Origin of the sequence: Streptomyces solitudinis (assembly GCF_036323765.1) — a bacterium.
Lineage (GTDB): Bacteria > Actinomycetota > Actinomycetes > Streptomycetales > Streptomycetaceae > Streptomyces.
The window spans coordinates 600,928-625,802 of record NZ_JAZDCW010000004.1; the positions used below are offsets into that span (position 1 = coordinate 600,928).

Below are 24,875 nucleotides of genomic sequence, written 5' to 3' on the forward strand. Positions count from 1 at the left end.
AGGGACAAACAACAACGTTGCGTCGCAGGTCAGTTGCTTGTTACCTTCAGTAACATCGGCCAATTCCTGCCCGATTCGCCCGCTTAGGGCGTGAAATGGCAGTTCGTCGCCGCGCCGGGTTGTGTTTCACCTCACCGCAAGAACGTGCGGGGCTTGCACGGCATTTGACTATCCGTGACCGAATTCGACGCACTGATCACCACACGCATCCGGATGAGGGATGAAACAGGGCCGGACGCGTGACCGTCACCACAGGTCCTCCGTTGTCCAGACGAACCAGTACCGAAAGCCAGGAGCCCTCTGTGTCCTCCATGCTCGACGTCAGCGACGACGTACGCGCCGAGATCGGCGAAGCCGAAGCGGCCAAGCTGCTCACCGGCGAGTCCGTGCCCGCCAGTTACGACTGCACCTCGTGCCGCGCCCCCGGCAGCACCGGCCGGGAGCGCACCAGCACCGTCCTCTTCGTCGGCGATGAGACGGCCGTGCTGGCCTTCGCCCACGCCCACTGCATCCCCTCGCAGATCGTCCGGGTCACCGAGGAGCAGATCCAGAGCGCCGTGCGCACCATCTCCGGGGAGGCCGCCGGCGGGGCGTCCCCGGCCGCCGACACCCCCGAGGGCGCCGAAGAGGGCCAGGCCGTCCTCGGCGTGACGTGCGGTCAGGTGCTCATCGGCGAACAGCTGCACCCCGCGATCGTGGTGGAGCCCACCACGGCCATCTCCCGCCCCGGCACCACCGGCGGGGGTGACGAGTTCCTGCCACTGCTCATCGAGGCCGGGTTCATGCCCGTGACCGACGTCGGCAAGGCGCCGGACCCGCTGCGCGGCTGGTCCGTCCTCATGGCGATGGGCCGGCTGCACGCGGTGCTCCAGCCCGCCGAGGAGGGGCGGCAGCCCACCTCCTGGTGGCAGGCGCACCAGCCGCTGCCGGTGACGGACGAATGGCGGGCCACCGCCAACAAGACCAACTCCGTCGTCGTCTACGCCGCTCCGGTCGGCTCGATCGGGCAGCAGCCGCGTGAGGACCTGATGCGCGACGCGCTGGAGCAGGCCGCCGGACGCGGCGTGCTCGTGGCCGCCACCATGCCGCTGGCCGGCACCTGACGGCCGCCCGGCCCGATTCCCCCGCCCGGCCCCGCATCCAGCGGGGCCGTGCCCTCGTTGGCCCAGGCGTGCACTCCTACGAACCTTCCCGCGCCCGCCACCCGTACCCCGGATACGTCGGCCACGTGCCCGGCATCCCCGGCATGCGGCCGTCCTACGAGACGGCGCAGGAGCGGCGGGGCCACTCGGCGACGCCCATCTTCGACGCCCTGTACAACGAGTACCGGCGGCTGTTCCGGGCCCTGCCGGGCGACCGGTCCGGCGAGGAGGACCTGCGGTTCGACGGCTTCGGGACGGTACGCGGCACCGGCACCGCCCAGGGCGGCTGGTACGACGAGCGCGGACGCCGCGTCGCCGCGCTGCCCGCCGCCCTGCCGCCCGGCGACGGGCACGGCCGGTGAGCCCGCCACGGCCGGGGCGGCGCGTGCGGCCGGCCGCACGGCGCCCACGGCGACGGCCCGCACCCCCGTGTCGGGGTGCGGGCCGTCGCCGTGGGCCTCACTTGCGCTTCTTGCGCTTCTCCCGCACCCGCACGGAGATGTGGACCGGGGTACCGGGGAAACCGAACTCCTCGCGCAGCCGCCGCTCGATGAACCGCCGGTACCCGGCCTCCAGGAAGCCCGAGGCGAACAGCACGAACCGGGGCGGCCGGGTGCCGGCCTGGGTCCCGAACAGGATGCGCGGCTGCTTGCCGCCGCGCACCGGGTGCGGGTGGGAGGCCACCAGCTCGCCGAGGAAGGCGTTCAGCCGCCCGGTGGGCACCCGCGTCTCCCAGCCCTCGATCGCCGTCTCGATGGCGGGCACGAGCTTCTCGACGTGCCGCCCCGTGCGGGCCGAGATGTTGACCCGCGGCGCCCACTGGACCTGCACCAGATCCCGTTCGATCTCCCGCTCCAGGTAGAAGCGGCGCTCGTCGTCCAGGGTGTCCCACTTGTTGTAGGCGATCACCAGCGCGCGCCCGGCGTCGACCGCCATGGAGATGATGCGGAGGTCCTGCACGCTGACCGACTCGCTCACGTCCACGAGGACGACCGCGACCTCCGCCTTCTCCAGCGCGGCGGCGGTCCGCAGCGAGGCGTAGTAGTCCGCGCCCTCGGTGAGGTGGACCCGGCGGCGGATGCCGGCGGTGTCCACGAACTTCCACGTCTTGCCGCCCAGTTCGATCAGCTCGTCCACCGGGTCCCGGGTGGTGCCGGCGACCTCGTTGACGACGACCCGCTCCTCGCCCGCCGTCTTGTTCAGCAGTGAGGACTTCCCGACGTTCGGGCGGCCGATGAGCGCGACGCGGCGCGGCCCGCCCAGCGCGGTCCCGAAGGTCTGCGCCGGGGCCTTTGGCAGCGCCTTCAGGACCTCGTCCAGCATGTCGCCGGTGCCCCGGCCGTGCAGCGCGGAGACGGGGTGCGGCTCGCCCAGGCCCAGCGACCACAGCATCGCCGCGTCGGCCTCGCCGGAGGGGCCGTCCACCTTGTTGGCGCACAGCACGACGGGCTTCCCGGCGCGGCGCAGCAGCTTGACCACGGCCTCGTCGGTGTCGGTGGCCCCCACGGCGGCGTCCACGACGAACACCACCGCGTCGGCGGCCTCGATGGCGAACTCGGCCTGGGCGGCGACGGAGGCGTCGATGCCGAGCACGTCCTGCTCCCAGCCGCCGGTGTCCACCACCTTGAAGCGGCGGCCCGCCCACTCGGCCTCGTAGGTGACCCGGTCCCGGGTCACGCCCGGCCGGTCCTCCACGACGGCCTCGCGGCGGCCGATGATGCGGTTCACCAGGGTGGACTTGCCGACGTTGGGCCGGCCGACGACGGCGAGCACCGGCAGCGGGCCGTGCCCGGCCTCGTCCAGCGCGCCCGCGACGTCCTCGGCGTCGAAGCCCTCCTGCGCGGCGAGCTCCATGAACTCCGCGTACTCGGCGTCCGCCAGCTCACCGTGCTGGTGCTCGTCGCCGGAGGGGGTCTGCTCGTTCATGACGTCCTGTCCTTGCTGGGTGGGGCCGCCTGGTCGGGCGGGTGGCACGGGTCAAGTGTGGCTCAGCGGCCGGTCAGCCGCCTGGAGGCGGTCAGGTGGGCGGCCAGCCGCTCCTGGAGGCGCCCGGTCGCCTCGTCCATCACCCGCCGGGTGCGCCGTCCGCCGCCGACCCCGACCGGATCGCCGAAGACGACGTCGATCCGGCTGCGCAGCGGCGGCAGGGCCGGGACGGCGCGGCTGCGCCGTCCCGCGCTGCCCAGCACCGCGACGGGCACCACCGGCGCGCCCGACCGGACGGCGAAGTAGGCGAGCCCGGCGCGCAGCGCGGCGAAGTCGCCCGCGCCGCGGGTGCCCTCGGGGAAGATGCCGAGCGCGCCGCCGCGCTCCAGCACGCCGAGCGCGTCCGTGACGGCGGCCCGGTCGACGGTGGAGCGGTCCACCGGGAGCTGCCCGATGCCGCGCAGGAACCGGCCGAGCGGGCCGACGAACGCCTCCTGCTTGATGAGGAAGTGCACGGGGCGCGGCGCGGTGCCCATCAGCATCGGGCCGTCGAGGTTGTGCGCGTGGTTGACGGCGAAGATGACGGGCCCGGCGGACGGGACCCGCCAGGCGCCCAGCACCCGGGGCCGCCACAGGCCGTGCATGAGCCCGATGCCGATGCCCCGCCCGGCCGCGGCGCCGCGCGCGCTGGGCAGCGGTCTTCCGTGGTCGCTCACGCCGGCCGCTGCCTCTCCTGGACCAGCGTGACGACGCACTCGACGACCTGCTCCAGGGTCAGTTCCGTGGTGTCCACCTCCAGGGCGTCCGCCGCCTTGGCCAGCGGGGACGTCGTGCGGGTGGAGTCGGCCGCGTCCCGGCGCAGCAGCGCCTCACGCGTGGCCCCGAGGTCGGTGGCCTGCCCGCCGCCGCGGCCGTTCAGCTCGCCGCTGCGCCGCGCCGCGCGGGCCTCGGGCGAGGCGGTGAGGAAGATCTTCAGGTCGGCGGCCGGGAGCACGGTGGTGCCGATGTCCCGGCCCTCCACGACGATGCCCCGCGCCGCCCCGGCGGCGATGGCGCGCTGGAGCGCGGTGATCCGCTCACGCACCTCGGGGACGGCGCTGACCGCGCTCACGGCCGCCGTCACCTCCTGGCTGCGGATCGGGCCCGCGGCGTCCACGCCGTCCACGGTGATCGTGGGGGCGGCCGGGTCGGTGCCGGAGACGACGTCGGGCCGGGACGCCGCCCCGGCCACCGCGCGGGCGTCGTTCACGTCCACGCCGTGGGTGAGCATCCACCAGGTGATCGCCCGGTACTGCGCCCCGGTGTCCAGGTAGCTCAGGCCCAGTGTGGCGGCCACCGCCTTGGAGGTGCTGGACTTGCCCGTGCCGGAGGGGCCGTCGATGGCGACGACGACGGGCGCGGGGGCGCCCTGCGGACCGGGGGTCGCGCCCTGGAGGGTTGCAGCCACGGTGAAGAGGACCTCTCTGGATCACGGCGGACGGTGGTGCGGCGGGCGGGCGGACGGCGGGGCCGGTCCGCGGATACCGCCGGACGAACGGGGCGCCTTCGGCCCCGCCCCAGGCTACCGGCTGGCTACGACTGCCTGATCGCCCAGCCCCGGCCGCGCAGCACCTCCGTGAGCGCGGTCACGGACTGCGGCTCGACCATGAGCTGGACGTGGCCCGCCTGCTGCCCGGTGGCGTGCTCGATGCGGACGTCCTCGATGTTGACCCCGGCGGCCCCGGCGTCCGCGAAGATCCGGGCCAGCTCGCCGGGACGGTCGCTGATGAGGACGGCGACGGTGGCGTAGGCGGTCGGCGTCTGGCCGTGCTTGCCGGGGATGCGGGCCCGTCCGGCGTTGCCCCGGCGCAGCACGCCCGCGATGCCCTCCGCCCCCGCGCCGCGCTTGGCCTCGTCGGCGGACTCCAGGGCCCGCAGGGCGCGCACCGTCTCGTCCAGGTCGCCGGCGACCGCGGCCAGCACGTCGGCGACGGGCCCGGGGTTCGCGGAGAGGATGTCGATCCACATCCTCGGCTCGGAGGCGGCGATGCGGGTCACGTCCCGGATGCCCTGCCCGCACAGCCGCACGGCCGTCTCGTCCGCCTCCGTGAGGCGGGCGGCGACGAGGCTGGACAGGAGCTGCGGGGTGTGCGAGACGAGCGCGACGGCCCGGTCGTGCGCGTCGGCGTCCATGATCACCGGCACCGCCCGGCACAGGGCGATCAGCTCCAGCGCCAGGTTGAGCACCTCGGTGTCGGTCTCGGCGCCCGGGGTGAGCACCCAGGGCCGTCCCTCGAAGAGGTCGGCGGTGGCGGCCAGCGGCCCGGACTGCTCCCGCCCCGCCATGGGGTGCGTGCCGAGGTAGCTGCGCGGGTCGCCGCCGAGCCCGGCCAGCTCCCGGCGCGGCACGCCCTTGACGCTGCCCACGTCGAGGTAGCCCCGGGCGGTGCCGCGGCGCTGGGCGTCGGCCAGGACCTCCGCGATCCGGGCCGGGGGGACGGCGACGACGGCGAGGTCCACCGGCGCCTCGGGCGGCTGCGCGGTCCCCGCGCCGAGCGCGGCGGCGGTCCTGGCCTGTTCGGTGTCCCGGTCCGTGAGGTACACGGTGACGCCCCGGGCGGTGAGCGCGAGCGCGGCGGAGGTGCCGATCAGCCCGGTGCCGATGACGAGGGCGGTGCGCATGTCAGAGGCCGACCTCGTTCATCAGCATGCCGACCTCGGTGTTGGTGAGCCTGCGCAGCCAGCCGGACTTCTGGTCGCCCAGCGGGATCGGCCCGAACCGGGTGCGCACCAGCTTGTCGACGGGGAAGCCCGACTCGGCGAGCATGCGGCGCACGATGTGCTTGCGCCCCTCGTGCAGGGAGACCTCCACGAGGTAGTTCTTGCCGGTGTTCTCGACCACCTTGAAGTGGTCGGCGCGGGCGTACCCGTCCTCCAGCTTGACGCCGTCCTTGAGCCGCTTGCCCAGGTCGCGCGGGATGGGCCCCTGGATGGCGGCGAGGTAGTGCTTGCGCACGCCGTAGCGGGGGTGGGTGAGGCGGTGGGCCAGCTCCCCGTGGTTGGTGAGGAGGATCAGGCCCTCGGTCTCGGTGTCGAGCCGCCCCACGTGGAACAGGCGCGTCTCGCGGTTCTGGACGTAGTCGCCCAGGCACTGGCGGCCCTCGGGGTCCTCCATGGAGGAGACGACCCCGGCGGGCTTGTTCAGCGCGAAGAACAGGTAGGACTGGGTGGCCACGGTGAGGCCGTCCACCTTGATCTCGTCCTTCTCGGGGTCGACGCGCAGTCCCTGCTCCAGCACGATCTGCCCGTTGACCTCCACCCGCGCCCGGTCGATCAGCTCCTCGCAGGCGCGCCGGGAGCCCATGCCCGCGCGGGCCAGCACCTTCTGGAGGCGCTCGCCCTCGGGCTCGTCGAAGGTCTTGGGGAGCTTGAGCTGGGGCTTGTCGTGGCGGGCGCGGTTGCGCTCCTCGATCTGGGCGTCCAGTTCGCGGGAGCGCGCGGGCGCCGTCCGCTTCCTGCCCTGCGCGCCGCCGCGGGCGCCGGGCCTGCCGCCGCCCGTCCCGGGCTTGCCGCCGCCGGAGCCCGGCTTGCCGCCCGCGCCGGGCTTGCCGCCGCGGGCGCCCGGTTTACCGCCGCCCTGGCCGCCGCCGGGGCCGCCCGCGCCGGACCCGGTGTCCGGGTAGCGGCGCTCCTCGGGGCGGGGCCGCCCCGAGGACTGGCGCCTGTCGTCGCGGCCGCTGCCCGCGCCCCGGTCGTTCCGGTTGCTGTTCCTGCCGCTGCTTCGCATGAGAATCCGTCTTACGTCCGAGCGTCGCCGCTGTCGTCGTCTGCATCGAACGACGGCACGCCCTCCCGGCTCTCGCCCTCGACCGCGTCCGCCTCGGGGAGGAAGGGCGCGAGCTCCGGCAGCTCGTCCAGGCCGCGCAGGCCCATCCGCTCCAGGAAGTAGTGCGTCGTCACGTACAGGATCGCACCTGTTTCGGGTTCGGTGCCCGCCTCCTCCAGCAGGCCCCGCTGGAGGAGGGTGCGGATCACGCCGTCGCAGTTCACCCCGCGCACGGCCGAGACGCGCGAGCGGCTGACCGGCTGGCGGTAGGCCACGACCGCCAGCGTCTCCAGCGCGGCCTGCGTCAGCCGGGCCTGCTGGCCGTCCAGGACGAAGCTCTCCACGGCGTCGGCGTAGCGCGGGCGGGTGTAGTAGCGCCAGCCCCCGGCGACGTACCGCAGTTCGAAACCGCGGCCGGTGCGGGCGTAGTCGTCGGCCAGTTCGCGCAGCGCCTCGGCGACGGCGCGGCGGGGGCGCTGGAGCACGCGGGCGAGGTGCTCCTCGGTGGCGGGCTCGTCGACGACCATGAGCACCGCCTCCAGGGCGGGTCCCAGCTCCAGCTCGGCGACGCGGCTGGCCCCGGCGGGGGTGTCGGGCTGCTCGCTCATGGGTGGCTCTCCTCCTGACCGGCCGGCTGCGGTGCCCGGTCGAACTCGTCGGTGACGGTGGGCGCCGCCCGCTCGCCGCCGCTCCAGCGGACGGTGAGGGGGCCGAGCGCCTCGTCCTGGTCCAGGGTGACCGCGCGCTCCCGGTACAGCTCCAGCAGCGCCAGGAAGCGGGCCACGACGGTGAGGGTGTCCGCGGCGTCCTCGGTGAGCGCCGCGAAGCTGGCCTCGCCCAGCGCGCGCAGCCGCGCCACGACGATCCCGGCCTGCTCGCGCACGCTGACGAGCGGCGCGTGGATGTGGTCCACGTACACCTGCGGCCTGGGTCTGGGCTGCATGGCCCTGACCGCGAGCCGGGCGAAGCCCTCGGGGCCGATGCGGATGACCACGTCGGGCAGCAGCTCCGCGTGGTGCGGTTCGAGTCCGACGGTGCGCGGGTGCCGCCGGGCCTCCTCGGTGAGCCGCCCGGCGAAGACGTCGGCGACCCGCTTGTAGGCGCGGTACTGGAGCAGCCGGGCGAACAGGAGGTCACGGGCCTCCAGCAGCGCGAGGTCGGCCTCGTCCTCCACCTCGGCGGAGGGCAGCAGCCGTGCCGCCTTGAGGTCGAGCAGGGTGGCCGCGACGACCAGGAACTCCGTCGTCTGGTCCAGGTCCCAGCCCGGGCCCATGGCCCGCAGGTGGGCCATGAACTCGTCCGTGACCCGGGACAGGGCGACCTCGGTGATGTCCATCTTGTGCTTGGCGATGAGCTGGAGGAGCAGGTCGAAGGGGCCCTCGAAGTTGTCCAGCACGACGGTGAACCGCGCGTTCTCCGCCTCGCCGCCTCCGCCGTCCGCCCCTCCCCCGCCACCGTCGGGCGCCGCGCGGACGTCCCCGGGCGGAGGCGCCGCGCCGGGCGGGGGCGGCGCCGGGCCGGGCTGCCCGGCGTCGGCGGGCGGGGCGGGCGCCTCCGGGTCCCTCGGCGCCGCGGTGCTCTCCCCCGCGCCGGTCGGGGCGGGCGCGGGGTCCGGGCCGGACGCGGGGCCGGGGCCCAGGCGGCGGCGGACGGGGCGGGGGCCGGGTGGGTCGGACGTGCTCATGGCGTGGGGCACACTACCGGCCAGGGGCGGCGGAGCGGCCCGTGGCGCACGGGGGACCGCCGCCGGTCTGCCCGCCCGGTCACCTGCCCCGCAGCCGGCGCACCAGGATGCTGGCGTCGCCGCGGGACTCCAGGTCGGCCAGGACCACGGCCACCGCCTCGCGCACGATCCGGCCGCGGTCCACCGCGAGGCCGTGCTCGCCGCGCAGGACGAGCCGCGCGTGCTCCAGGTCCATCAGCTCCTCGGCGGAGACGTAGACCGTGATCTTCTCGTCGTGCCGTTCGCGCCCGCTGGGGCGGCGCGGGGCGCGGGGCCTGCGGCCCTGCCCGCCGGTGGCCTGGCGGCCGCGCGGCTGCGGGGGCTGCGGCGCGGGGGGCTGCCGGTCCGGCCGTCCCGGCGCGGCGGGGCGCGCGGAGCCGCGCTCGCGCCCGCCGTGCTCGTCCGGCTCGGCGCCCTCCGGCTCGCCCTGGCCGGGTGTGGTCCGCTCGCCGTCCGGGCCGGCGGGCGGGCCCGGCCTCCGGCGGGGCGCGTCGGGGGCGGCGGGCTGCTCGCCGCCCGTGGGGCGCCGGCCCTGCGGGGGCGGGCCCTGCTGCGGTGTCTGCTGCGGGGCCGAAGGCTGTACGCCGTTCCCCCCGGTCGTGCGGAACAGTTCGTCGGCTGCCGGGAGACTCACTCGGCGTGGCACCGGGCGAGCACCTCCCTGGCGAGCTGGCGGTAGGCGGCGGCACCGACGGAGTTGGACGCGTAGGTGGTGATGGGCTCGCCGGCGACCGTGGTCTCCGGGAAGCGGACCGTGCGCCCGATGACCGTGTGGTAGACGTTGTCGTCGAACGCCTCGACCACCCGGGCCAGCACCTCCCGGCTGTGCACGGTGCGCGAGTCGTACATGGTGGCGAGGATGCCGTCGAGTTCGAGCTGCGGGTTGAGCCGCTCCTGCACCTTCTCGATGGTCTCCGTCAGCAGGGCGACACCGCGCAGCGCGAAGAACTCGCACTCCAGCGGCACGATCACCTTGTGCGCCGCGGTCAGGGCGTTGACGGTCAGCAGGCCGAGCGAGGGCTGGCAGTCGATGACGACGAAGTCGTAGTCGGGCAGCAGCGGTTCGAGCGCGCGCTGGAGGGTGGACTCGCGGGCCACCTCGCTGACGAGCTGCACCTCGGCGGCGGACAGGTCGATGTTGCTGGGCAGCAGGTCCATCCCGGCGACGGCGGTCTTGAGCAGCACCTCGTCACTGGACATGCCCCGCTCCATGAGCAGGTTGTAGACGGTGAGGTCGAGCTCCATCGGGTTGACGCCGAGGCCGACCGAGAGCGCTCCCTGCGGGTCGAAGTCGACGAGGAGGACGCGCCGTCCGTACTCGGCGAGCGCGGCGCCGAGGTTGATGGTCGACGTGGTCTTGCCCACGCCGCCCTTCTGGTTGCACATCGCGATGATCTTCGCCGGGCCGTGCTCGCTGACCGGGCCGGGGATCGGGAAGTACGGCAGCGGCCGTCCGGTCGGGCCGATGCGCTCGCGGCGCTGGCGCGCGGCGTCGGGTGCGAGGGTGGCCGCGTACTCCGGGTCGGGTTCGAACTCGGCGTCCGGGTCGTAGAAGTGTCCCTCGGGCAGCTCGCCGGTGGGCTCGGGGAAGCCGTCCGACGGCGGGTTGCCGGCCATGGCGTTCACCTGGTGTCCGTCCGTGCGGGGGTGGCTCTGGTGGGCTGTCATGCTCGTGAGGTCCTGGTGTGCGGTGAAGGTGCGGACAGCGACGGAGCCGACAGCGCCCCGCCCTGCGGGCCCCTGCCCCGGCGCGGGCATTCCTGGATGACCACCTCCGGGAGCAAATGTCGACTCATTCACAAGTCGTCTTACCTCCTTGGCGACCAGGAAACTTCTAGACAGGTCAGCGTGGCACCATGCCGACGATTGGTGACTCTATGGCGTGTCGGTAGTCCGCAGCAACACAATCCGCCGGAGTCGGCACGATGTGTCGGGAACCGAACACCCGCTTGTCAAGGGCGTAAGAAGTCGGCACCGAGGTTTCGGGGGCGCACGAATCGGTTAAACAGTCACGTTCCCCGCGTGTTGACCCTGGGTCAGCGTGCCGGTGGCCCGCGTGTCGGCGCCACCACGACGGACGGCTCCGCCCGGGCCTCGGTCGCCGAGGCCCGGGCGGAGCCGGTGGGTTGACGGACCGGCGGGTTGACGCGCCGCCTTGACACGGCGGCACCCCCGGCCCGGCCGGTCCGGCGGGGGCGGGCCGGCCGGTCAGCCCAGCAGGTCGGCGAGTTCGACGCTGGCGAGCCCGTGGGCCTCGGCGACGGGACCGTAGACGACCTTGCCGTCGTGCGTGTTGAGCCCCTTGGCGAGTGCCGCGTCCCGGCGCAGGGCCGCGGCCCAGCCGCGGTTCGCCAGCTCCAGGATGTACGGCAGCGTGGCGTTGGTCAGCGCGTGGGTGGAGGTGTTGGGCACGGCGCCCGGCATGTTGGCGACGCAGTAGAACACCGAGTCGTGCACCCGGAAGGTGGGCTCGGCGTGCGTGGTGGGGCGGGAGTCCTCGAAGCAGCCGCCCTGGTCGATCGCGATGTCGACAAGGACACTTCCCGGCTTCATGCGGGAGACCAGTTCGTTGGTGACCAGCTTCGGCGCCTTCGCGCCGGGGACGAGCACGGCGCCGATCACGAGGTCGGCGTCGAGCACGGCCTTCTCCAGCTCGAAGGAGTTGGAGGAGATCGCCCGCACCCGGGTGCCGAAGATGCGGTCCGCCTCCCGCAGCTTGGCGATGTCCTTGTCCAGCAGCGTCACGTGGAAGCCGAGGCCCACCGCGATCTGGGTGGCGTTCCACCCCGAGACGCCGCCGCCGATGACGACGGCCCGGCCCGCGTGCACGCCGGGGACACCGCCGGGCAGGACGCCGCGGCCGCCGGCCGAGCGCATCAGGTGGTAGGCGCCGACCTGCGGGGCGATCCGGCCCGCCACCTCGGACATCGGGGCGAGCAGCGGCAGCGCGCGGCCCGCGGTCTCGACCGTCTCGTAGGCGATGGCCGTGGTCCCGGACTCCAGCAGGGCGTCGGTGCACTCGCGGGAGGCGGCCAGGTGCAGGTAGGTGAAGAGGGTCTGGTCCTTGCGGAGCCGGTGGTACTCCTCGGCGACCGGCTCCTTGACCTTCAGGAGCAGGTCGGCGGTGGCCCACACCTCGTCGGCGGTGGCCAGGATCGCGGCGCCCGCGGCGACGTACTCCTGGTCGGTGATGGAGGAGCCGAGCCCTGCGCCCTGCTCCACGTAGACCTGGTGGCCGCCTCGGGCGAGCTCCTGGACGCCGGCCGGGGTGATGGCCACGCGGAACTCGTTGTTCTTGACCTCGCGGGGGATGCCGACCTTCACGTCGATCACGGTCCTTGACTTCGGGGGTGCTGGAGACACCGCGCGTGCGGCTGCGCAGGCCCGCCCCGCCACCGGGATCGCCGGTAGGCGCCACGAACGGGCCTGTGACGGGAGCAGCCGGCTACCGACCGGGATGGCCGCGGCTCAACCAGTCTAATGAAGGATGGTGTCGTGTCCAGCCTTACAAAGGAGGAACCTTTTCCGTAATCACCGTGGGTTTCGTAGGCTCCGGGCCTCCTGTGGTTCAGGTGGAGGAACGCGGAACGGCGCCGGGCGGGACGCTGACGCCCGGCTGCGGCACGACGTTCCCGGTCACGGCCGCGGAGGCTCCTCCTCCGCCGCCGCCCGCCGTCCCGCCCCCGGCGGGCGGCGGCCCGGGGCGGGGCCGCACCAGCGGGCCGCCCGCCGGGGCGGTGCCGGGTCCGCCTCCGGCGTCCCGGTCCGTCAGCCGTCCGGCGGCGGCGCGGTGGGCGGCGGCCGCCTCGGCGTCCCCGACCCGGGCGCAGGCGTCGGCCAGCCGCAGGGTCAGTGCCGCCTCCAGGCGGGCGTCGTCCGCCTTGCGGGCCCGCTCCCGTGCCTGGTGGCAGGTGCGCAGGGCGTCGTGCAGGTGTCCCGCACCCTCCTGGGCCCTGGCCACCTCGGCGAGCGCCCGGGCGTGCGCGGCCGGGTCGCGCAGCCGCCGGTAGGCGCCGGCCGCCGCCCGCCAGGACCGCAGCGCCTCGCCCCACTGCCCGGCGCCCAGGTGGACGGCGCCGATCCGGCCGTGCAGCCGTGCCACGCCCTCCTGGTCCCCGTGGTTCTGGCACAGCGCGAGGGCCCGTCCGTACCAGTCGGCGGCCCGCTGCCAGTCCCGCAGCCCGAGGTAGGTGCCGCCGAGTGAGTCCATCGCCCGCACTCCGGCCGCCACGTCGCCGCCGCCGTCCGCCCGTACGGCGGCCAGCGCGGTCCGGTAGCGCTCCAGCGCGGCGCGCGGCCGTCCCGCCCAGGCGTCGAGGTCGCCCAGGTTCAGCAGCGCGGCGGCCCGTTCGCGGTGCAGCTCGCGCCGCTCGGCCACCGTGAGGACCAGTTCGTGGAGGCGGTACTGCTCGGGGGCCGTCCGCTCCGGGGAGCGGTGGGCGTTCAGCGCCCGGCCGAGAGCGGCGACGAACCGCCGGGCCAGGGTGTCCAGCTCCCCGTCGGCCACCGCCAGCCGCACCCCGGCCAGCAGCGCCGGCAGCCGGGAGTCCAGCCAGGCGGCGGCCTCCCGCGCGGTCTCGAACCGCAGCGGCCGCGGCTGCCCGGCCAGCTCCCGGCGCGGTGCCGATCCGGGCGGCTCGGTGACGGCCCAGCAGGCGTGCAGCTGGCGCAGGGCCCGCTCCAGCAGGCGGGCGCGGGCGAGCTGCACCTCCCCCGGGCGCTCCCTGGCCTCCAGCTCGGCGCGCAGCAGCCCGTCCAGGCAGCCGGGCACCCGGTAGGCGTCCCCGGGCAGGGTGTGCAGCAGGCCCCGGCGGACGAACTCCTGCAACGCGCCGCGGGCGGCGGGCACCGAACAGCCGGCCAGTCCGGCGGCGAGCGCCGGGTCCACGTACCCGGCCGGGGCCAGCGACAGCAGACGCAGCAGCCGGGCGGCGGGGGCGGGCAGCGACGCGAGCACCAGCCCGAACGTGCGTTCCAGCGGGGTGCCGCGGCCCGCCGTCGCGGCCAGGGCACGGGCGGCGTCCAGGACGGAGGCGTGCGGGTGGGCGGCGAGCCAGCCCCCGGCCAGGACGAGGGAGGCCGGGTGCCGTTCGCAGCCCTCGGCCAGGAGTTCGGCGGCGCGCGGGTCGACGGTGATGCGGATGTCGCTGCCCGCGCGGCGGGCGAGCAGGGCGACGGCCGACCCCGCGGCCAGCGGGCCGAGCGTGCAGGGGCGGACGCCGCAGACGCCGCTGAGCGGGCCTTCCGCGGTGGCCAGGACCAGGCAGCCGGGGGCGTCGGGCAGCAGTTCCGTGAGCTGCTCGGCGGCGGCGACGTCGTCCAGGAGCAGGACGGCCCTGCGGTCGCGCAGGGCGGTGCGCAGGGCCTCGGTCAGCTCGTCCTCGTCCGCGCCGGGCGGGGCGGGCACGGCGAGGGCGTCCAGCAGTTCGCGGGCGGCGCGCTCGATGGGCACCACCGCGCCGCCCGGATCGGTGAGGCGGGTCCGCAGGACGCCGTCCGGGTGGTCGGGCGCGACCCGGCGGGCGAACTCCTCGGCGAGCGCGGTCCGTCCCGAGCCGGGCGGTCCCGCGACGAGCAGCACCCGGGCGCGCGGCGGGGTACGCCCGGCCAGGGTGTCCAGGCCGGACCGCCCGAGGTCCTCGCGCAGCGCGGCCAGCTCCCGCGCGCGGCCGGTGAACGCCGGTGCCGCGGACGCCGCCCGCTGGGCGTCGCCGGCACCGCTGACACTGCTGTGCACCGCCTGATCCGTCACGCGGCGAGCGTAGTGCAGGGCCGGTCACGCAGCGCTACGCGACAGGCTGACGATCGGTTCGGCGGTTTGGCATATCACCGCATCGGGTCACCGCACCCCCGCCCGCACCCGGCCGGACGGGGGGGCGGCGGAGGGCCCGGCGGCCCGGCCGGGCGGCCCCGGCGCGCCCGGCCCCCGCCCTCAGGTCCGGTACGGACGGGCGGGCCAGGGTGCCTGGGCCGGGCGCAGGGCGTCCGGGCCGTCCCCCGCCAGCACCGCGCTCAGCGCCAGCACGCCGACCGCCAGGCAGGTGTTGTGCAGGTCACCGGCGAGCACCCCGCGCACCAGGTCGCCCAGCGGGACCCGGGCCAGCTCCATGTCGGCTTCCTCCTCCTCGGCCGCGTACCGCTCCCCCGCGGCCTCGGACAGGTCCCGGGCGAGGAAGACCCGCACGGCCTCGTCGGTGCCGCCGGGGCTCGGGTAGACGTCGACGAGCACCCGCCAGTCCTCGGCCTTGACGTGCGCCTCCTCGTACAGCTCCCGCTGCGCCGCGTGCAGCGGGTTCTCCCCCGGCACGTCCAGCAGCCCGGCCGGGACCTCCCACAGCTTGTGCCGCACCGGGTGCCGGTACTGCCGCAGCACGACGACGCACCCCTCCTCGTCCAGGGCCACGATGGCCACGGAGCCCGGGTGCGTCTGGTAGTCGCGGCGCACGGCGGTGCCGTCGGGCAGCTCCACCTCGTCGGTCCGCACGCCGGTCTTGGCGCCGGTGAACGGGACGGAGGTGGCGGTGACCGGCCACTCCTGCGGGATGTCGGTCAGCTTCCCGGTCATCGCTCAGACCCCCTGCTTGCGCTCGACGGCCGCCTTGACCAGGCCGGCGAACAGCGGGTGCGGCCGGGTGGGCCGGGACCGCAGCTCGGGGTGGGCCTGCGTGGCGACGAGGTAGGGGTGCACCTCGCGCGGGTACTCGACGTACTCGACGAGCTTGTTGTCCGGGGAGGTGCCGGAGAACACGAGCTGCGCCTTCTTCTCCAGCTCCCCGCGGTAGGCGTTGTTCACCTCGTAGCGGTGGCGGTGGCGCTCCTCGACGTACGGCTCACCGCCGTACACCTCCCGCACGATCGAGCCCTCGGCCAGCTTCGCCGGGTACATGCCCAGCCGCATGGTGCCGCCCATGTCGCCCTCCCCGGCGACGATGTCGAGCTGCTCGGCCATCGTGGAGATCACCGGGTGCGGCGCGCCGGAGTCGAACTCCGTCGAGCCCGCGCCCTCGATGCCCGCGAGGTTGCGGGCGGCCTCCACCACGATGCACTGGAGGCCCAGGCACAGGCCCAGCAGCGGCACCTTGTTCTCGCGCGCGTAGCGGATGGCCGCGACCTTGCCCTCCACACCGCGCTCCCCGAACCCGCCGGGGATGCAGACGGCGTCCACGTCCCCGAGCTGCCGCTCGGCACCGCCGGGCGTGCGGCAGTCGTCGGAGGTGACCCACTTGATCGTCACCCGCGTGCGGTTGGCGAACCCGCCCGCGCGGATGGCCTCGGTCACCGACAGGTAGGCGTCCGGCAGGTCGATGTACTTGCCCACCAGCGCGACGGTCACCTCGTGGTCGGGCTGGTGCACGCGCGAGAGCAGGTCGTCCCACTGCGTCCAGTCCACGTCGCGGAAGGGCAGGTCCATGCGGCGCACCACGTAGGCGTCCAGGCCCTCGGCGTGCAGCACCTTGGGGATGTCGTAGATCGACTTGGCGTCGATGGCGGCGACGACGGCGGCCTCGTCCACGTCGCACATCAGCGAGATCTTCCGCTTGATGGCCGTGGGCACCTCGCGGTCGGCCCGCAGCACGATCGCGTCGGGCTGGATGCCGATGCTGCGCAGCGCGGAGACCGAGTGCTGGGTGGGCTTGGTCTTCAGCTCGCCGGACGGCCCGATGTAGGGCAGCAGCGAGATGTGCACGACGAAGACGTTGTCCCGGCCCACCTCGTGCCGCACCTGGCGCACGGCCTCCAGGAACGGCAGCGACTCGATGTCGCCCACCGTGCCGCCGACCTCCGTGATGACGACGTCCACGTCGTCGGTGGCCATGCGGCGGATGCGGTGCTTGATCTCGTTGGTGATGTGCGGGATGACCTGGACGGTGTCGCCCAGGTACTCGCCGCGCCGCTCCTTGGCGATGACCGAGGAGTAGACCTGGCCGGTGGTGACGTTGGCGGACCCGTCCAGGTCCACGTCGAGGAACCGTTCGTAGTGGCCGATGTCCAGGTCCGTCTCGGCGCCGTCGTTGGTGACGAAGACCTCGCCGTGCTGGAACGGGTTCATCGTGCCCGGGTCGACGTTCAGGTACGGGTCGAGCTTCTGCATGGTGACCCGCAGTCCCCGCGCCTTGAGCAGCGCTCCGAGGCTGGAAGCGGTGAGGCCCTTGCCGAGGGAGGAGGCGACACCTCCGGTGACGAAGAGGTGCTTGGTCGTCATGGTTTTGGGCGGCATGGCCAAGAGGGGGCTCCCGTGGTCGCGAGGTGGGGTGCGCTGGCGGCCACCCCGGGACGGGCCGGAGTCCGGCAGGGGTGCCGCTGCTTGAGGTTCGGGGGGCATTCACCCGCCGCTCCACGGGCTACCAGGGTATCAGTCGAGTGAGAGGTGCGACGATGAACGCCAGGTGCATGCCGATGACCCGGCGATGTGACCGCGGGGATGGTTTCTGCCTATCGTGACCACGGGGCAAAAGTCCTGCCCCCGTCGTATGCTGCTCGGAATTTCGCAGGGCAGACCACTGATTCCGCACGTCCCACGGGGGGCGGCACGCCGTTCGACTGGAGATGCATGTGGCCGGGCGCATCGAGGACTACGCACTCATCGGGGACATGCAGACCGCTGCCCTGATCGGGCGGGACGGCACAGCCGACTGGCTGTGCCTGCCGCGTTTCGACTCGCACGCCGTGTTCGCCGGGCTCCTCGGCACCGAGGAGAACGGCTTCTGGCGGCTGGGCCCCACGCCCCTGGGCGGCGGGGCTCCGGCCCCGGCCACCCGGCGGCGGTACCGCGGGGACTCCCTCATCCTGGAATCCGAGTGGGACACCGAGCGCGGCACGGTCCGGGTGACGGACTTCATGCCCCCGCGCGACGGCGCCCCGCAGCTCGTGCGCATCGTGGAGGGCGTCAGCGGACGGGTGCCGATGTGCTCGGCGCTGCGCATGCGGTTCTCCTACGGCTGGGTCGTGCCGTGGGTGCACAAGGTGGACCACCGCACCGTCGCCGTCGCCGGGCCGGACTCCGTCTGGCTGGACACCGACGCCGAGACGCACGGCAAGGACCTGACGACGTACTCGGACTTCACCGTGGCCCCCGGTGACCGGGTGGCGTTCACCATCAGCTGGCAGGCGTCCCACCTGCCGCCCCCGCCGCTGCCCGAACCGGCGGTGGCGCTGGCGAACACCGAGGAGTTCTGGCGCGACTGGGTGGCCCACTGCACCTACCACGGCCCCTACCGTGAGGCGGTCGTCCGCTCCCTCATCACGCTCAAGGCCCTCACCTACGCGCCCACCGGCGGCATCGTCGCCGCGCCGACGACGTCCCTCCCCGAGGAGATCGGCGGCATGCGCAACTGGGACTACCGCTTCACCTGGCTGCGGGACGCGGCGATCACGCTGTCCTCGCTGCTGCGCACCGGGTACCGCGAGGAGGCCCGTGCCTGGCGGGAGTGGCTGCTGCGCGCGGTCGCGGGCGACCCGGAGAACCTCCAGATCATGTACGGCATCGCCGGCGAGCGGGAACTCGGCGAGACGGAGCTGACCTGGCTGCCCGGCTACGAGGGCTCCACGCCGGTGCGCGTGGGCAACGGCGCCGCCGGACAGCTCCAGCTCGACGTCTACGGCGAGGTCACCGAGGCGCTGCACCTGGCGCACATGACGGGCCTGGCCCGCAACGACTACGCGAGCCTGCTCCAGCTCAAGCTCATCCGGTACCTGGAGGACCACTGGGACGAGCCGGACGAGGGCATCTGGGAGGTGCGCGGGCCGCGCCGGCACTTCGTGCACTCCAAGGTGATGGCCTGGGTGGCCGTGGACCGCACGGTCAAGCTCATCGAGTCCGGTGAGGTGGACGGCCCGCTGGAGCGCTGGCGGGAGCTGCGCGACGAGATCCACCGCACGGTGTGCGAGAAGGGTTACGACAAGGAGCGCAACACCTTCACGCAGTCCTACGGCTCCCGGGAGCTGGACGCCTCGCTGCTGCTCATCCCGCAGATGGGCTTCCTGCCGCCGGACGACAAACGCGTCATCGGCACCATCGAGGCGATCCAGCGGGAGCTGTCCACCGAGGACGGCTTCGTGCTGCGCTACCCGACGGCCGGGGCCGCGGCGGGCGTGGACGGGCTGGAGGGCGACGAGGGCGCGTTCCTGGCCTGCTCGTTCTGGATGGCCGACGACCTGGCGATGATCGGCCGGGTGGACGAGGCGCAGCAGCTGTTCGAGAAGCTGCTCTCCCTGCGCAACGACCTCGGGCTGCTCGCCGAGGAGTGGGACCCCAAGCGCAAGCGCCAGGTGGGCAACTTCCCGCAGGCGTTCAGCCACGTGCCGATGATCGACACGGCGCTGCGGCTCACGGCCTCGGGCGCCTACGGCGGCTGACGGGGACGGACGCGCGGTCCGGCGGACGGACGGTTCCGCCGGACGGGCGGTCCGCCCGGCGGGGCGGGAGCGGCGGCTCCGGGCCGCCCTGCACAGGGCGGCACCGGGGCGGTAGCGTCAGGGGGTCGTGACAGCAAGGAGTCAGCACGTGCCCCCATCCCGTCCCACGCTCGAAGCCGTCGCCGCGCACGCCGGAGTGTCCCGGGCGACGGTCTCCCGGGTCGTCAACGGCGGTGCGGGAGTGCGCCAGGAGGTCATCGAGCGGGTCAGACACTCCGTGGCGGCGCTCGGGTACGTGCCGAACCAGGCGGCCCGTTCGCTGGTCACCCGGCGCACCGGGGCCGTCGCCGTCGTCATCGCCGAGCCGGAGACGCGGGTGTTCTCCGATCCGTTCTTCGCCCGCCAGCTGCGCGGCATCAGCCGGGAGCTGTCCCGGGAGGACCTCCAGCTCCTGCTGCTGCTCTCCGAGGGCCGCGGCGACCACGCGCGGATCGGACGGTACCTGTCCGGCGGGCACGTGGACGGCGCGCTCATGTTCTCCCTGCACGGCGGCGACCCGCTGCCCGGCATGGCCGCGGCCTCCGGCGTCCCGACCGTCTTCGGCGGGCGCCCCGGGTGGACGGGCCCCGCGGGGGACGCCGGGCTGCTGTACGTGGACACCGACAACCGCGGCGGCGCGCGGCAGGCCGTCGCGCACCTGCTGGAGCGGGGCCGCCGCCGGATCGCGCTGATCACCGGCCCGCTGGACATGACGTCGGCGCTGGACCGGCTCGCCGGCTACCGGGACGCGCTCGGCGTCACGGAGGCCGACCCGGCGCTGGTCGCCACCGGGGGCTTCACGGCCGAGGGCGGCAAGCGGGCCATGGCCGAGCTGCTGGACCGCTCGCCGGACCTGGACGCCGTCTTCGCCAGCAGCGACCTGATGGCCTCGGGGGCGCTGCACGTCCTGCGCGCGCGGGGCCGCCGGGTGCCGCAGGACGTGGCCGTCGTGGGCTACGACGACCTGGCGCCGGGCGCCTGGGCGGAGCCCCCGCTCACGACGGTGCGGCAGGACGTGGAGGAGATGGGCTCCCTGATGGCCCGGCTGCTGCTGCGCGTCCTGAACAGCGGCGCGGACGCGGACGGCGCGCGGCGGCTGGCACCGGTGGTCACGGAGGCCCGCCTCGTCGTGCGGGACTCCTCCTGAGCCTCAGCCGCGCCGGGCCAGTTCGTCGTAGACGCTGAGGACCTGCGCCACGGTCGCGTCCTCGCTCGGCCAGGCGGCGGCCTGGGCCCGTCCGGCCGCCGCGAGCCGGGCCCGCCGCGCCGGGTCGGCCAGCAGCGCGGCGACGGCGTCCGCGAGGGCCTCCGCGTCGCCGCGCGGCACCAGGACCGCGGCGTCGCCCGCCAGCTCCCGCACGCTGCCGACCCGCGCCGCCACCAGGGGCACCCCCGCCCGCAGCGTCTCCTGGACACCGAGGGGGCGGGCCGCTCCCCGGCCGCAGAGCACGGCGACGTCCGCGGCGGCGGGCAGCCGCAGCGCGGCCTCGGCGTGGTCCAGCAGCCGCACGGGCAGCCCCTCCTCGTCGATGCGCTGCCGGAGCGCCGCACGGCCCCGCCCGTCGCCGGCGATGACGACGAGGGGCTGCGGGTCCAGGTGCCGCCAGGCCCGTGCGGCCGTCAGCAGCGTGCCGTGGCCCTGGTGCGGGCCCGGCCGTCCGAGGGCGAAGACGAGCGGCCGTTCCACCGCGCCGAGGTCGGCGCGCGCCTTGTGGCGGGGGGACTGGGCCGCGCGGTCGCCGCCGCCGGTCCCGTCGGCGGCCTCCCCGTCGCACACGGCGACGGGCGCGAGCCGGGCGTCGCGGGCGCCCCGGTGGCGGGCCCGGTCCACGAGGTCGGTGCTGGCGCCGAGGACGACGTGCGCGGCCCGCACCACCCGGCGCTCCAGCATCCGCGTCAGGGACGCCCGCACCCCCTCGGCCTGGCCGCGCGCGTGCCAGGTGACCACCAGGGGCACGCGGCGCCGGGCCGGCAGGGCGAGGGACGCCAGCGCACCGGCGCGCAACCCGTGCGCGTGCACCAGGTCGGCGTCCGCGCTGACGGCGCGCAGCACGGCGAGCGCCTGCGCCCCGCCCTGTCCGGGGACGGCCGCGAAGTGGGCCCCCGCGGCGGTGAACCCGTGCCGGCGCTCGGCCTCGTGCGGCGCGCAGACGGTGACGCGGACGCCGCGGGCGGCGAGCCCGGCCGCCAGTGAGCGCACGTGGGCGCCGGTGGCGGTGCCGGCGGCGCCGAGCACCAGGACGGTGTGCAGCGGCAGCCGGCCCTGCGGGGGCGGGCCGAACGGAGCGGGCGGCGGACGGCCGGGCACGGGAGGCCGCCGCCTCAGCGGTCCGCGCGGGCGGCGGCGAGCAGTTCCTCGGCGTGCGCGCGGGCCAGTTCGGAGTCCTCCTGGCCGGCCAGCATCCGCGACAGCTCGCGCACGCGCTCCTCGCCGTCCAGGGCCTGCACGCCGCTGCGGGTCACCGAGCCCTCGCTCGTCTTGCGGACGGCGAGGTGGCGGTCGGCGAAGGCGGCCACCTGCGGCAGGTGGGTGACGACGACGACCTGCGCGGTGCGGGCCAGCCGGGCCAGCCGGCGGCCGACCTCGACGGCGGCCTTGCCGCCCACGCCCGCGTCCACCTCGTCGAACAGGTAGGTGGGCACCGGTGCCGTCCCGGCGAAGACGACCTCGACGGCGAGCATGACGCGCGAGAGTTCACCGCCGGAGGCGCCCTTGGCGATGGGACGCGGCGGGGCGCCGGGGTGCGGGGCGAGCAGCAGCTCCACCTCGTCGGTGCCGTGCGGTCCGAAGGCGACGGTGCGGCCGTCGACGTCCAGGCCGTCCGGGTCGTCGGCGCGGCGCAGCGCGAAGGAGACCCGGGCGTGCGGCATGGCCAGTTCCGCCAGCTCCCCGGTGACGGCGTCGGCGAAGCGCTTCCCGGCGTCCGCGCGGGCCTCGGTGAGGAGCTGGGCGAGTCCGGCCAGCTCGGTGCGCAGCGCGTCGCGTTCGGCGGTCAGCTCCCCGATGCGCTCGTCGTCGCCCTCCAGCTCCGCGAGCCGGGCCGTGCCCTCCTCGGCCCAGGCGAGCACGGCGGCGATGTCCTCGCCGTACTTGCGGGTCAGCTGGGTCAGCACCGCGCGGCGCTCCTCGACGGCGGCCAGCCGCAGCGGGTCGGCGTCCAGGTCGTCGGCGTATCCGGCCAGTTCGCCCGCGACGTCGGCGAGGAGGATCTGCACCTCGCCGAGCCGTTCGGCGAGCTGGCCGAGCGCCGGGTCGTGGGAGCGCACGGCGTCCAGGGCCCGGTGCGCGCCGGCGACGAGGGCGGCGGCGTCCACGGACTCGGGGTCGGCCGGGTCGCCGGCGAGCGCGCCGTGCGCGGTGGCCGCGGCGGAGGCCAGTGCCTCGGCGTGCCCGAGCCGTCCGGCCTCGGCGGCCAGCTCGGTGTCCTCCCCGGGGCGCGGCCCGGCGTCGGCGACCTCCTGGAGGCCGAACCGCAGCAGGTCCGCCTCCTGGGCGCGTTCGCGGGCCCGGGTGGTCAGTTCGTCCAGTTCGGCGGTGACGGCGCGCAGCCTGCGGTAGGTTCCGGTCCACCGGGCCAGCGGCCCGGCGACCGCGTCGCCCGCGTACCGGTCGAGCGCCTGGCGCTGCCGGGCGGGGCGCAGCAGGCCCTGCTGGTCGGTCTGGCCGTGGACGGCGACGAGGTCGTCGCTCAGCTCCGCGAGCAGTCCGACGGGCACCGAGCGTCCGCCGACGTGGGCGCGGGAGCGGCCTTCGGCGGAGACGGTCCGGGTGATGAGCAGGGCGCCGTCGTCCAGGTCGGCCCCGGCCTCCGCGGCGCGGCGGGCGGCGGGCGCGCCGGCGGGCACGGCGATGCGGCCCTCCACCACGGCGGACTTGGCGCCCACTCTGACGAGGGCGGCGTCGGCGCGTCCGCCGAGCAGCAGCCCGAGGCTGGTGACGACCATGGTCTTGCCGGCGCCCGTCTCACCGGTCACGGCGGTGAAGCCGGGGGACAGCTCGAACGCGGCGTCGTCGATCACGCCCAGGGCCTGGATCCGCATCTCCTCCAACACGGATACGACCATACGAGGTTCCGGGCCGCTTGCGGGACCGAGCCCCGCCCAGGGGGTGTCGCCGCGCGGCGCGGCGCTCGTGGCGGGCGGCACGGTCACTGCGGCGCGCCGCGCCATCCGGCCACCGGCAGCGCGAACTTGGCCACGAGACGGTCGGTGAACAGCGCGTGGTGCAGCCGGGCGAGCCGGACCGGCACCGTGCCGCGCCGCACCTCCACCCGCGCGCCGGCGGGCAGCTCGACCGTGCGCCGCCCGTCGCACCACAGCACCCCGCCCGAAGTCTGCGGCTGCACCTCGACGGCCAGGACGGAGTCGGGCGAGGTCACCAGCGGCTTGGCGAACAGGGCGTGCGCGCTGATCGGCACGACGAGCAGCGCCTCCACCTCGGGCCACACCACGGGGCCGCCGGCCGAGAAGGCGTAGGCCGTGGAGCCGGTGGGTGTGGCGCACACCACGCCGTCGCAGCCGAAGCGGGACACCGGGCGGCCGTCCACCTCGGTGACGACCTCCAGCATCCGCTCCCGGGCGGCCTTCTCCACCGACGCCTCGTTGAGCGCCCAGTCGGTGTGCGCGACGCGCCCGCCGGTGCGGACGAGCACGTCGATCGTCATGCGCTCCTCGACCTCGTAGTCGCGGGCGACGACGCGGCCGACGACGCGTTCGAGGTCGTCGCGTTCGGCTTCGGCGAGGAAGCCGACGCGGCCGAGGTTGACGCCGAGCATCGGGACGCCGGAGGCGCGGGCGAACTCGGCGCCGCGCAGCAGGGTGCCGTCGCCGCCGAGCACGACGAGGAGTTCACAGCCGGCCGCCGCGACGGGCTCCGCCTCCACCACCTCGACGGTCGCGGGCAGCGGCAGGTCGCGCGCCTCGTCGGCGAGGACCCGGACGCCGAGCCCGTGCCGCAGCAGGCCCTGGACGACGAGTTCGGCGCTGCGCACGGCGGCGGGGCGGCCCGTGTGGGCCAGCAGGAAGACGGTGCGTGCGGTGCTCGTCTGCGGTCCGGTCGTCACTGGGGCCCCTCCGTCACGGCTCGGTCGACGTCGGCCGGGTCGAGGTCGGGTGCCCCGGCGCGCAGCCACAGGAAGTATTCGACATTGCCGGACGGTCCGGGCAGCGGGCTCGCGGTGACGCCGAGGACGCCGAGCCCGTGGGCCGCGGCCTGCCGGGCGACCGTGCGCACGGCCTCGGCCCGCAGCGCCGCGCCGCGCACCACGCCGCCGCTGCCCAGCCGCTCGCGGCCGACCTCGAACTGCGGCTTGACCATCAGTACGAGGTCGGCGTCGGGAGCCGAGCAGTTGACGAGCGCGGGCAGCACCAGACCGAGCGGGATGAAGGACAGGTCCCCGACGACAAGGCCGACCGGTTCGCCGTCGAGGTGTCCGGGCGTCAGCTCCCGGACGTTGGTGCGGTCGCGGACGACGACCCGCTCGTCGCCGCGCAGGCTCCACGCGAGCTGGCCGTAGCCGACGTCCACGGCGAAGACCCGGGCGGCTCCGGCGCGCAGCAGCACGTCGGTGAAGCCGCCGGTGGAGGCGCCCGCGTCCAGGGCGCGGCGGCCCTCGACCCGCAGACCGCGCGGGGTGAACGCGGCCAGCGCACCGGCGAGTTTGTGCCCGCCGCGCGAGACGTAGTCGGGGTCGCTGTCGTCGGCGCGGACGACGAGGGCGGCGGCCGTCTCGACCTGGGTGGCCGCCTTGGCCGCCGTGGCGCCGCCGACGGTGACCCGTCCGGCGGCGATGAGCGCTCCCGCGTGCTCGCGGGAGCGCGCGAGTCCGCGGCGCACCAGCTCCGCGTCGAGACGTACGCGGCGTGGGCGTGTGGCGGCCACCTG

At 75.2% G+C, this 24,875-nt stretch carries 21 protein-coding genes; 4 read left to right on the forward strand and 17 right to left on the reverse strand.

Annotation, left to right across the window (positions count from 1 at the left end):
- Window positions 1-311: 311 nt before the first annotated feature.
- Together V1J52_RS13985 and V1J52_RS13990 are read left to right on the forward strand one after the other, a co-directional pair.
- Window positions 312-1,103, forward strand: coding sequence for a DUF8842 C-terminal domain-containing protein (locus tag V1J52_RS13985; protein WP_330140121.1), 792 nt, complete (start codon window positions 312-314; stop codon window positions 1,101-1,103).
- Window positions 1,104-1,171: 68 nt separating this feature from the next.
- A complete protein-coding gene (locus V1J52_RS13990; protein ID WP_330140069.1) occupies window positions 1,172-1,504 on the forward strand; it encodes a hypothetical protein in 333 nt (110 codons plus the stop codon).
- Between the two features lie 97 nt (window positions 1,505-1,601).
- Here V1J52_RS13990 and der read toward each other — a convergent pair whose 3' ends face one another.
- The 13 genes from der to pyrG form a co-directional block, all read right to left on the reverse strand.
- Complete coding sequence (gene der / locus V1J52_RS13995; protein ID WP_330140070.1) at window positions 1,602-3,068, reverse strand: ribosome biogenesis GTPase Der; 1,467 nt, start codon at window positions 3,066-3,068, stop codon at window positions 1,602-1,604.
- Window positions 3,069-3,130: 62 nt separating this feature from the next.
- Window positions 3,131-3,784 (reverse strand): lysophospholipid acyltransferase family protein, encoded by a 654-nt coding sequence (locus tag V1J52_RS14000; protein WP_330140071.1) that lies wholly within the window; start codon window positions 3,782-3,784, stop codon window positions 3,131-3,133.
- Window positions 3,781-4,515 (reverse strand): (d)CMP kinase, encoded by a 735-nt coding sequence (gene cmk / locus V1J52_RS14005; protein WP_330140072.1) that lies wholly within the window; start codon window positions 4,513-4,515, stop codon window positions 3,781-3,783. Before cmk ends, V1J52_RS14000 begins: the two co-directional genes overlap by 4 nt.
- Before the next feature lie 125 nt (window positions 4,516-4,640).
- Window positions 4,641-5,729, reverse strand: a complete 1,089-nt coding sequence (locus tag V1J52_RS14010; RefSeq protein ID WP_330140073.1) for a prephenate dehydrogenase — start codon at window positions 5,727-5,729, stop codon at window positions 4,641-4,643.
- A gap of 1 nt (window position 5,730) precedes the next feature.
- Complete coding sequence (locus tag V1J52_RS14015; protein WP_330140074.1) at window positions 5,731-6,834, reverse strand: pseudouridine synthase; 1,104 nt, start codon at window positions 6,832-6,834, stop codon at window positions 5,731-5,733.
- 11 nt (window positions 6,835-6,845) lie between these two features.
- Window positions 6,846-7,481: an SMC-Scp complex subunit ScpB gene (gene scpB / locus V1J52_RS14020; protein ID WP_330140075.1), complete on the reverse strand. Its 636-nt coding sequence runs from the start codon at window positions 7,479-7,481 to the stop codon at window positions 6,846-6,848.
- Window positions 7,478-8,557 carry a segregation and condensation protein A gene (locus tag V1J52_RS14025; RefSeq protein ID WP_330140076.1) on the reverse strand — a complete coding sequence of 360 codons (1,080 nt, stop codon included), beginning with the start codon at window positions 8,555-8,557 and terminating at the stop codon, window positions 7,478-7,480. The genes scpB and V1J52_RS14025 overlap by 4 nt, the downstream gene beginning before the upstream one ends.
- Window positions 8,558-8,636: 79 nt before the next feature.
- On the reverse strand, window positions 8,637-9,242 hold the full coding sequence (locus V1J52_RS14030) for a hypothetical protein (protein WP_330140077.1): 606 nt from the start codon (window positions 9,240-9,242) through the stop codon (window positions 8,637-8,639).
- Window positions 9,227-10,354, reverse strand: coding sequence for a ParA family protein (locus V1J52_RS14035; RefSeq protein WP_330140078.1), 1,128 nt, complete (start codon window positions 10,352-10,354; stop codon window positions 9,227-9,229). Before V1J52_RS14035 ends, V1J52_RS14030 begins: the two co-directional genes overlap by 16 nt.
- A 450-nt stretch (window positions 10,355-10,804) precedes the next feature.
- Window positions 10,805-11,920 (reverse strand): alanine dehydrogenase, encoded by a 1,116-nt coding sequence (gene ald / locus V1J52_RS14040; RefSeq protein ID WP_330140122.1) that lies wholly within the window; start codon window positions 11,918-11,920, stop codon window positions 10,805-10,807.
- 244 nt (window positions 11,921-12,164) lie between these two features.
- Complete coding sequence (locus tag V1J52_RS14045; RefSeq protein ID WP_330140079.1) at window positions 12,165-14,348, reverse strand: tetratricopeptide repeat protein; 2,184 nt, start codon at window positions 14,346-14,348, stop codon at window positions 12,165-12,167.
- Between the two features lie 180 nt (window positions 14,349-14,528).
- Window positions 14,529-15,161 (reverse strand): NUDIX domain-containing protein, encoded by a 633-nt coding sequence (locus V1J52_RS14050; RefSeq protein WP_330140080.1) that lies wholly within the window; start codon window positions 15,159-15,161, stop codon window positions 14,529-14,531.
- A gap of 3 nt (window positions 15,162-15,164) precedes the next feature.
- On the reverse strand, window positions 15,165-16,814 hold the full coding sequence (gene pyrG / locus V1J52_RS14055) for a CTP synthase (protein ID WP_330140081.1): 1,650 nt from the start codon (window positions 16,812-16,814) through the stop codon (window positions 15,165-15,167).
- Between the two features lie 329 nt (window positions 16,815-17,143).
- On the opposite strand from pyrG, the gene V1J52_RS14060 reads away from it, so the two are divergent.
- On the forward strand, window positions 17,144-18,952 hold the full coding sequence (locus V1J52_RS14060) for a glycoside hydrolase family 15 protein (protein ID WP_330140082.1): 1,809 nt from the start codon (window positions 17,144-17,146) through the stop codon (window positions 18,950-18,952).
- Between the two features lie 148 nt (window positions 18,953-19,100).
- Window positions 19,101-20,138 (forward strand): LacI family DNA-binding transcriptional regulator, encoded by a 1,038-nt coding sequence (locus V1J52_RS14065; RefSeq protein ID WP_330140083.1) that lies wholly within the window; start codon window positions 19,101-19,103, stop codon window positions 20,136-20,138.
- 3 nt (window positions 20,139-20,141) lie between these two features.
- Here the strand turns inward: V1J52_RS14065 and V1J52_RS14070 are convergent, their stop codons facing one another.
- The 4 genes from V1J52_RS14070 to V1J52_RS14085 form a co-directional block, all read right to left on the reverse strand.
- The gene (locus V1J52_RS14070) at window positions 20,142-21,299 is read right to left on the reverse strand and encodes a glycosyltransferase family 4 protein (protein WP_330140084.1); all 1,158 of its coding nucleotides are present in this window, start codon (window positions 21,297-21,299) and stop codon (window positions 20,142-20,144) included.
- A gap of 14 nt (window positions 21,300-21,313) precedes the next feature.
- Complete coding sequence (gene recN, locus V1J52_RS14075) at window positions 21,314-23,056, reverse strand: DNA repair protein RecN (RefSeq protein ID WP_330140085.1); 1,743 nt, start codon at window positions 23,054-23,056, stop codon at window positions 21,314-21,316.
- An 83-nt stretch (window positions 23,057-23,139) separates the two neighbouring features.
- Window positions 23,140-24,054, reverse strand: a complete 915-nt coding sequence (locus V1J52_RS14080) for an NAD kinase (protein ID WP_330140086.1) — start codon at window positions 24,052-24,054, stop codon at window positions 23,140-23,142.
- Entirely contained in the window at window positions 24,051-24,872 is an 822-nt protein-coding gene (locus tag V1J52_RS14085; protein ID WP_330140087.1) for a TlyA family RNA methyltransferase, read from the reverse strand. The genes V1J52_RS14080 and V1J52_RS14085 overlap by 4 nt, the downstream gene beginning before the upstream one ends.
- Between the last annotated feature and the right edge of the window lie 3 nt (window positions 24,873-24,875).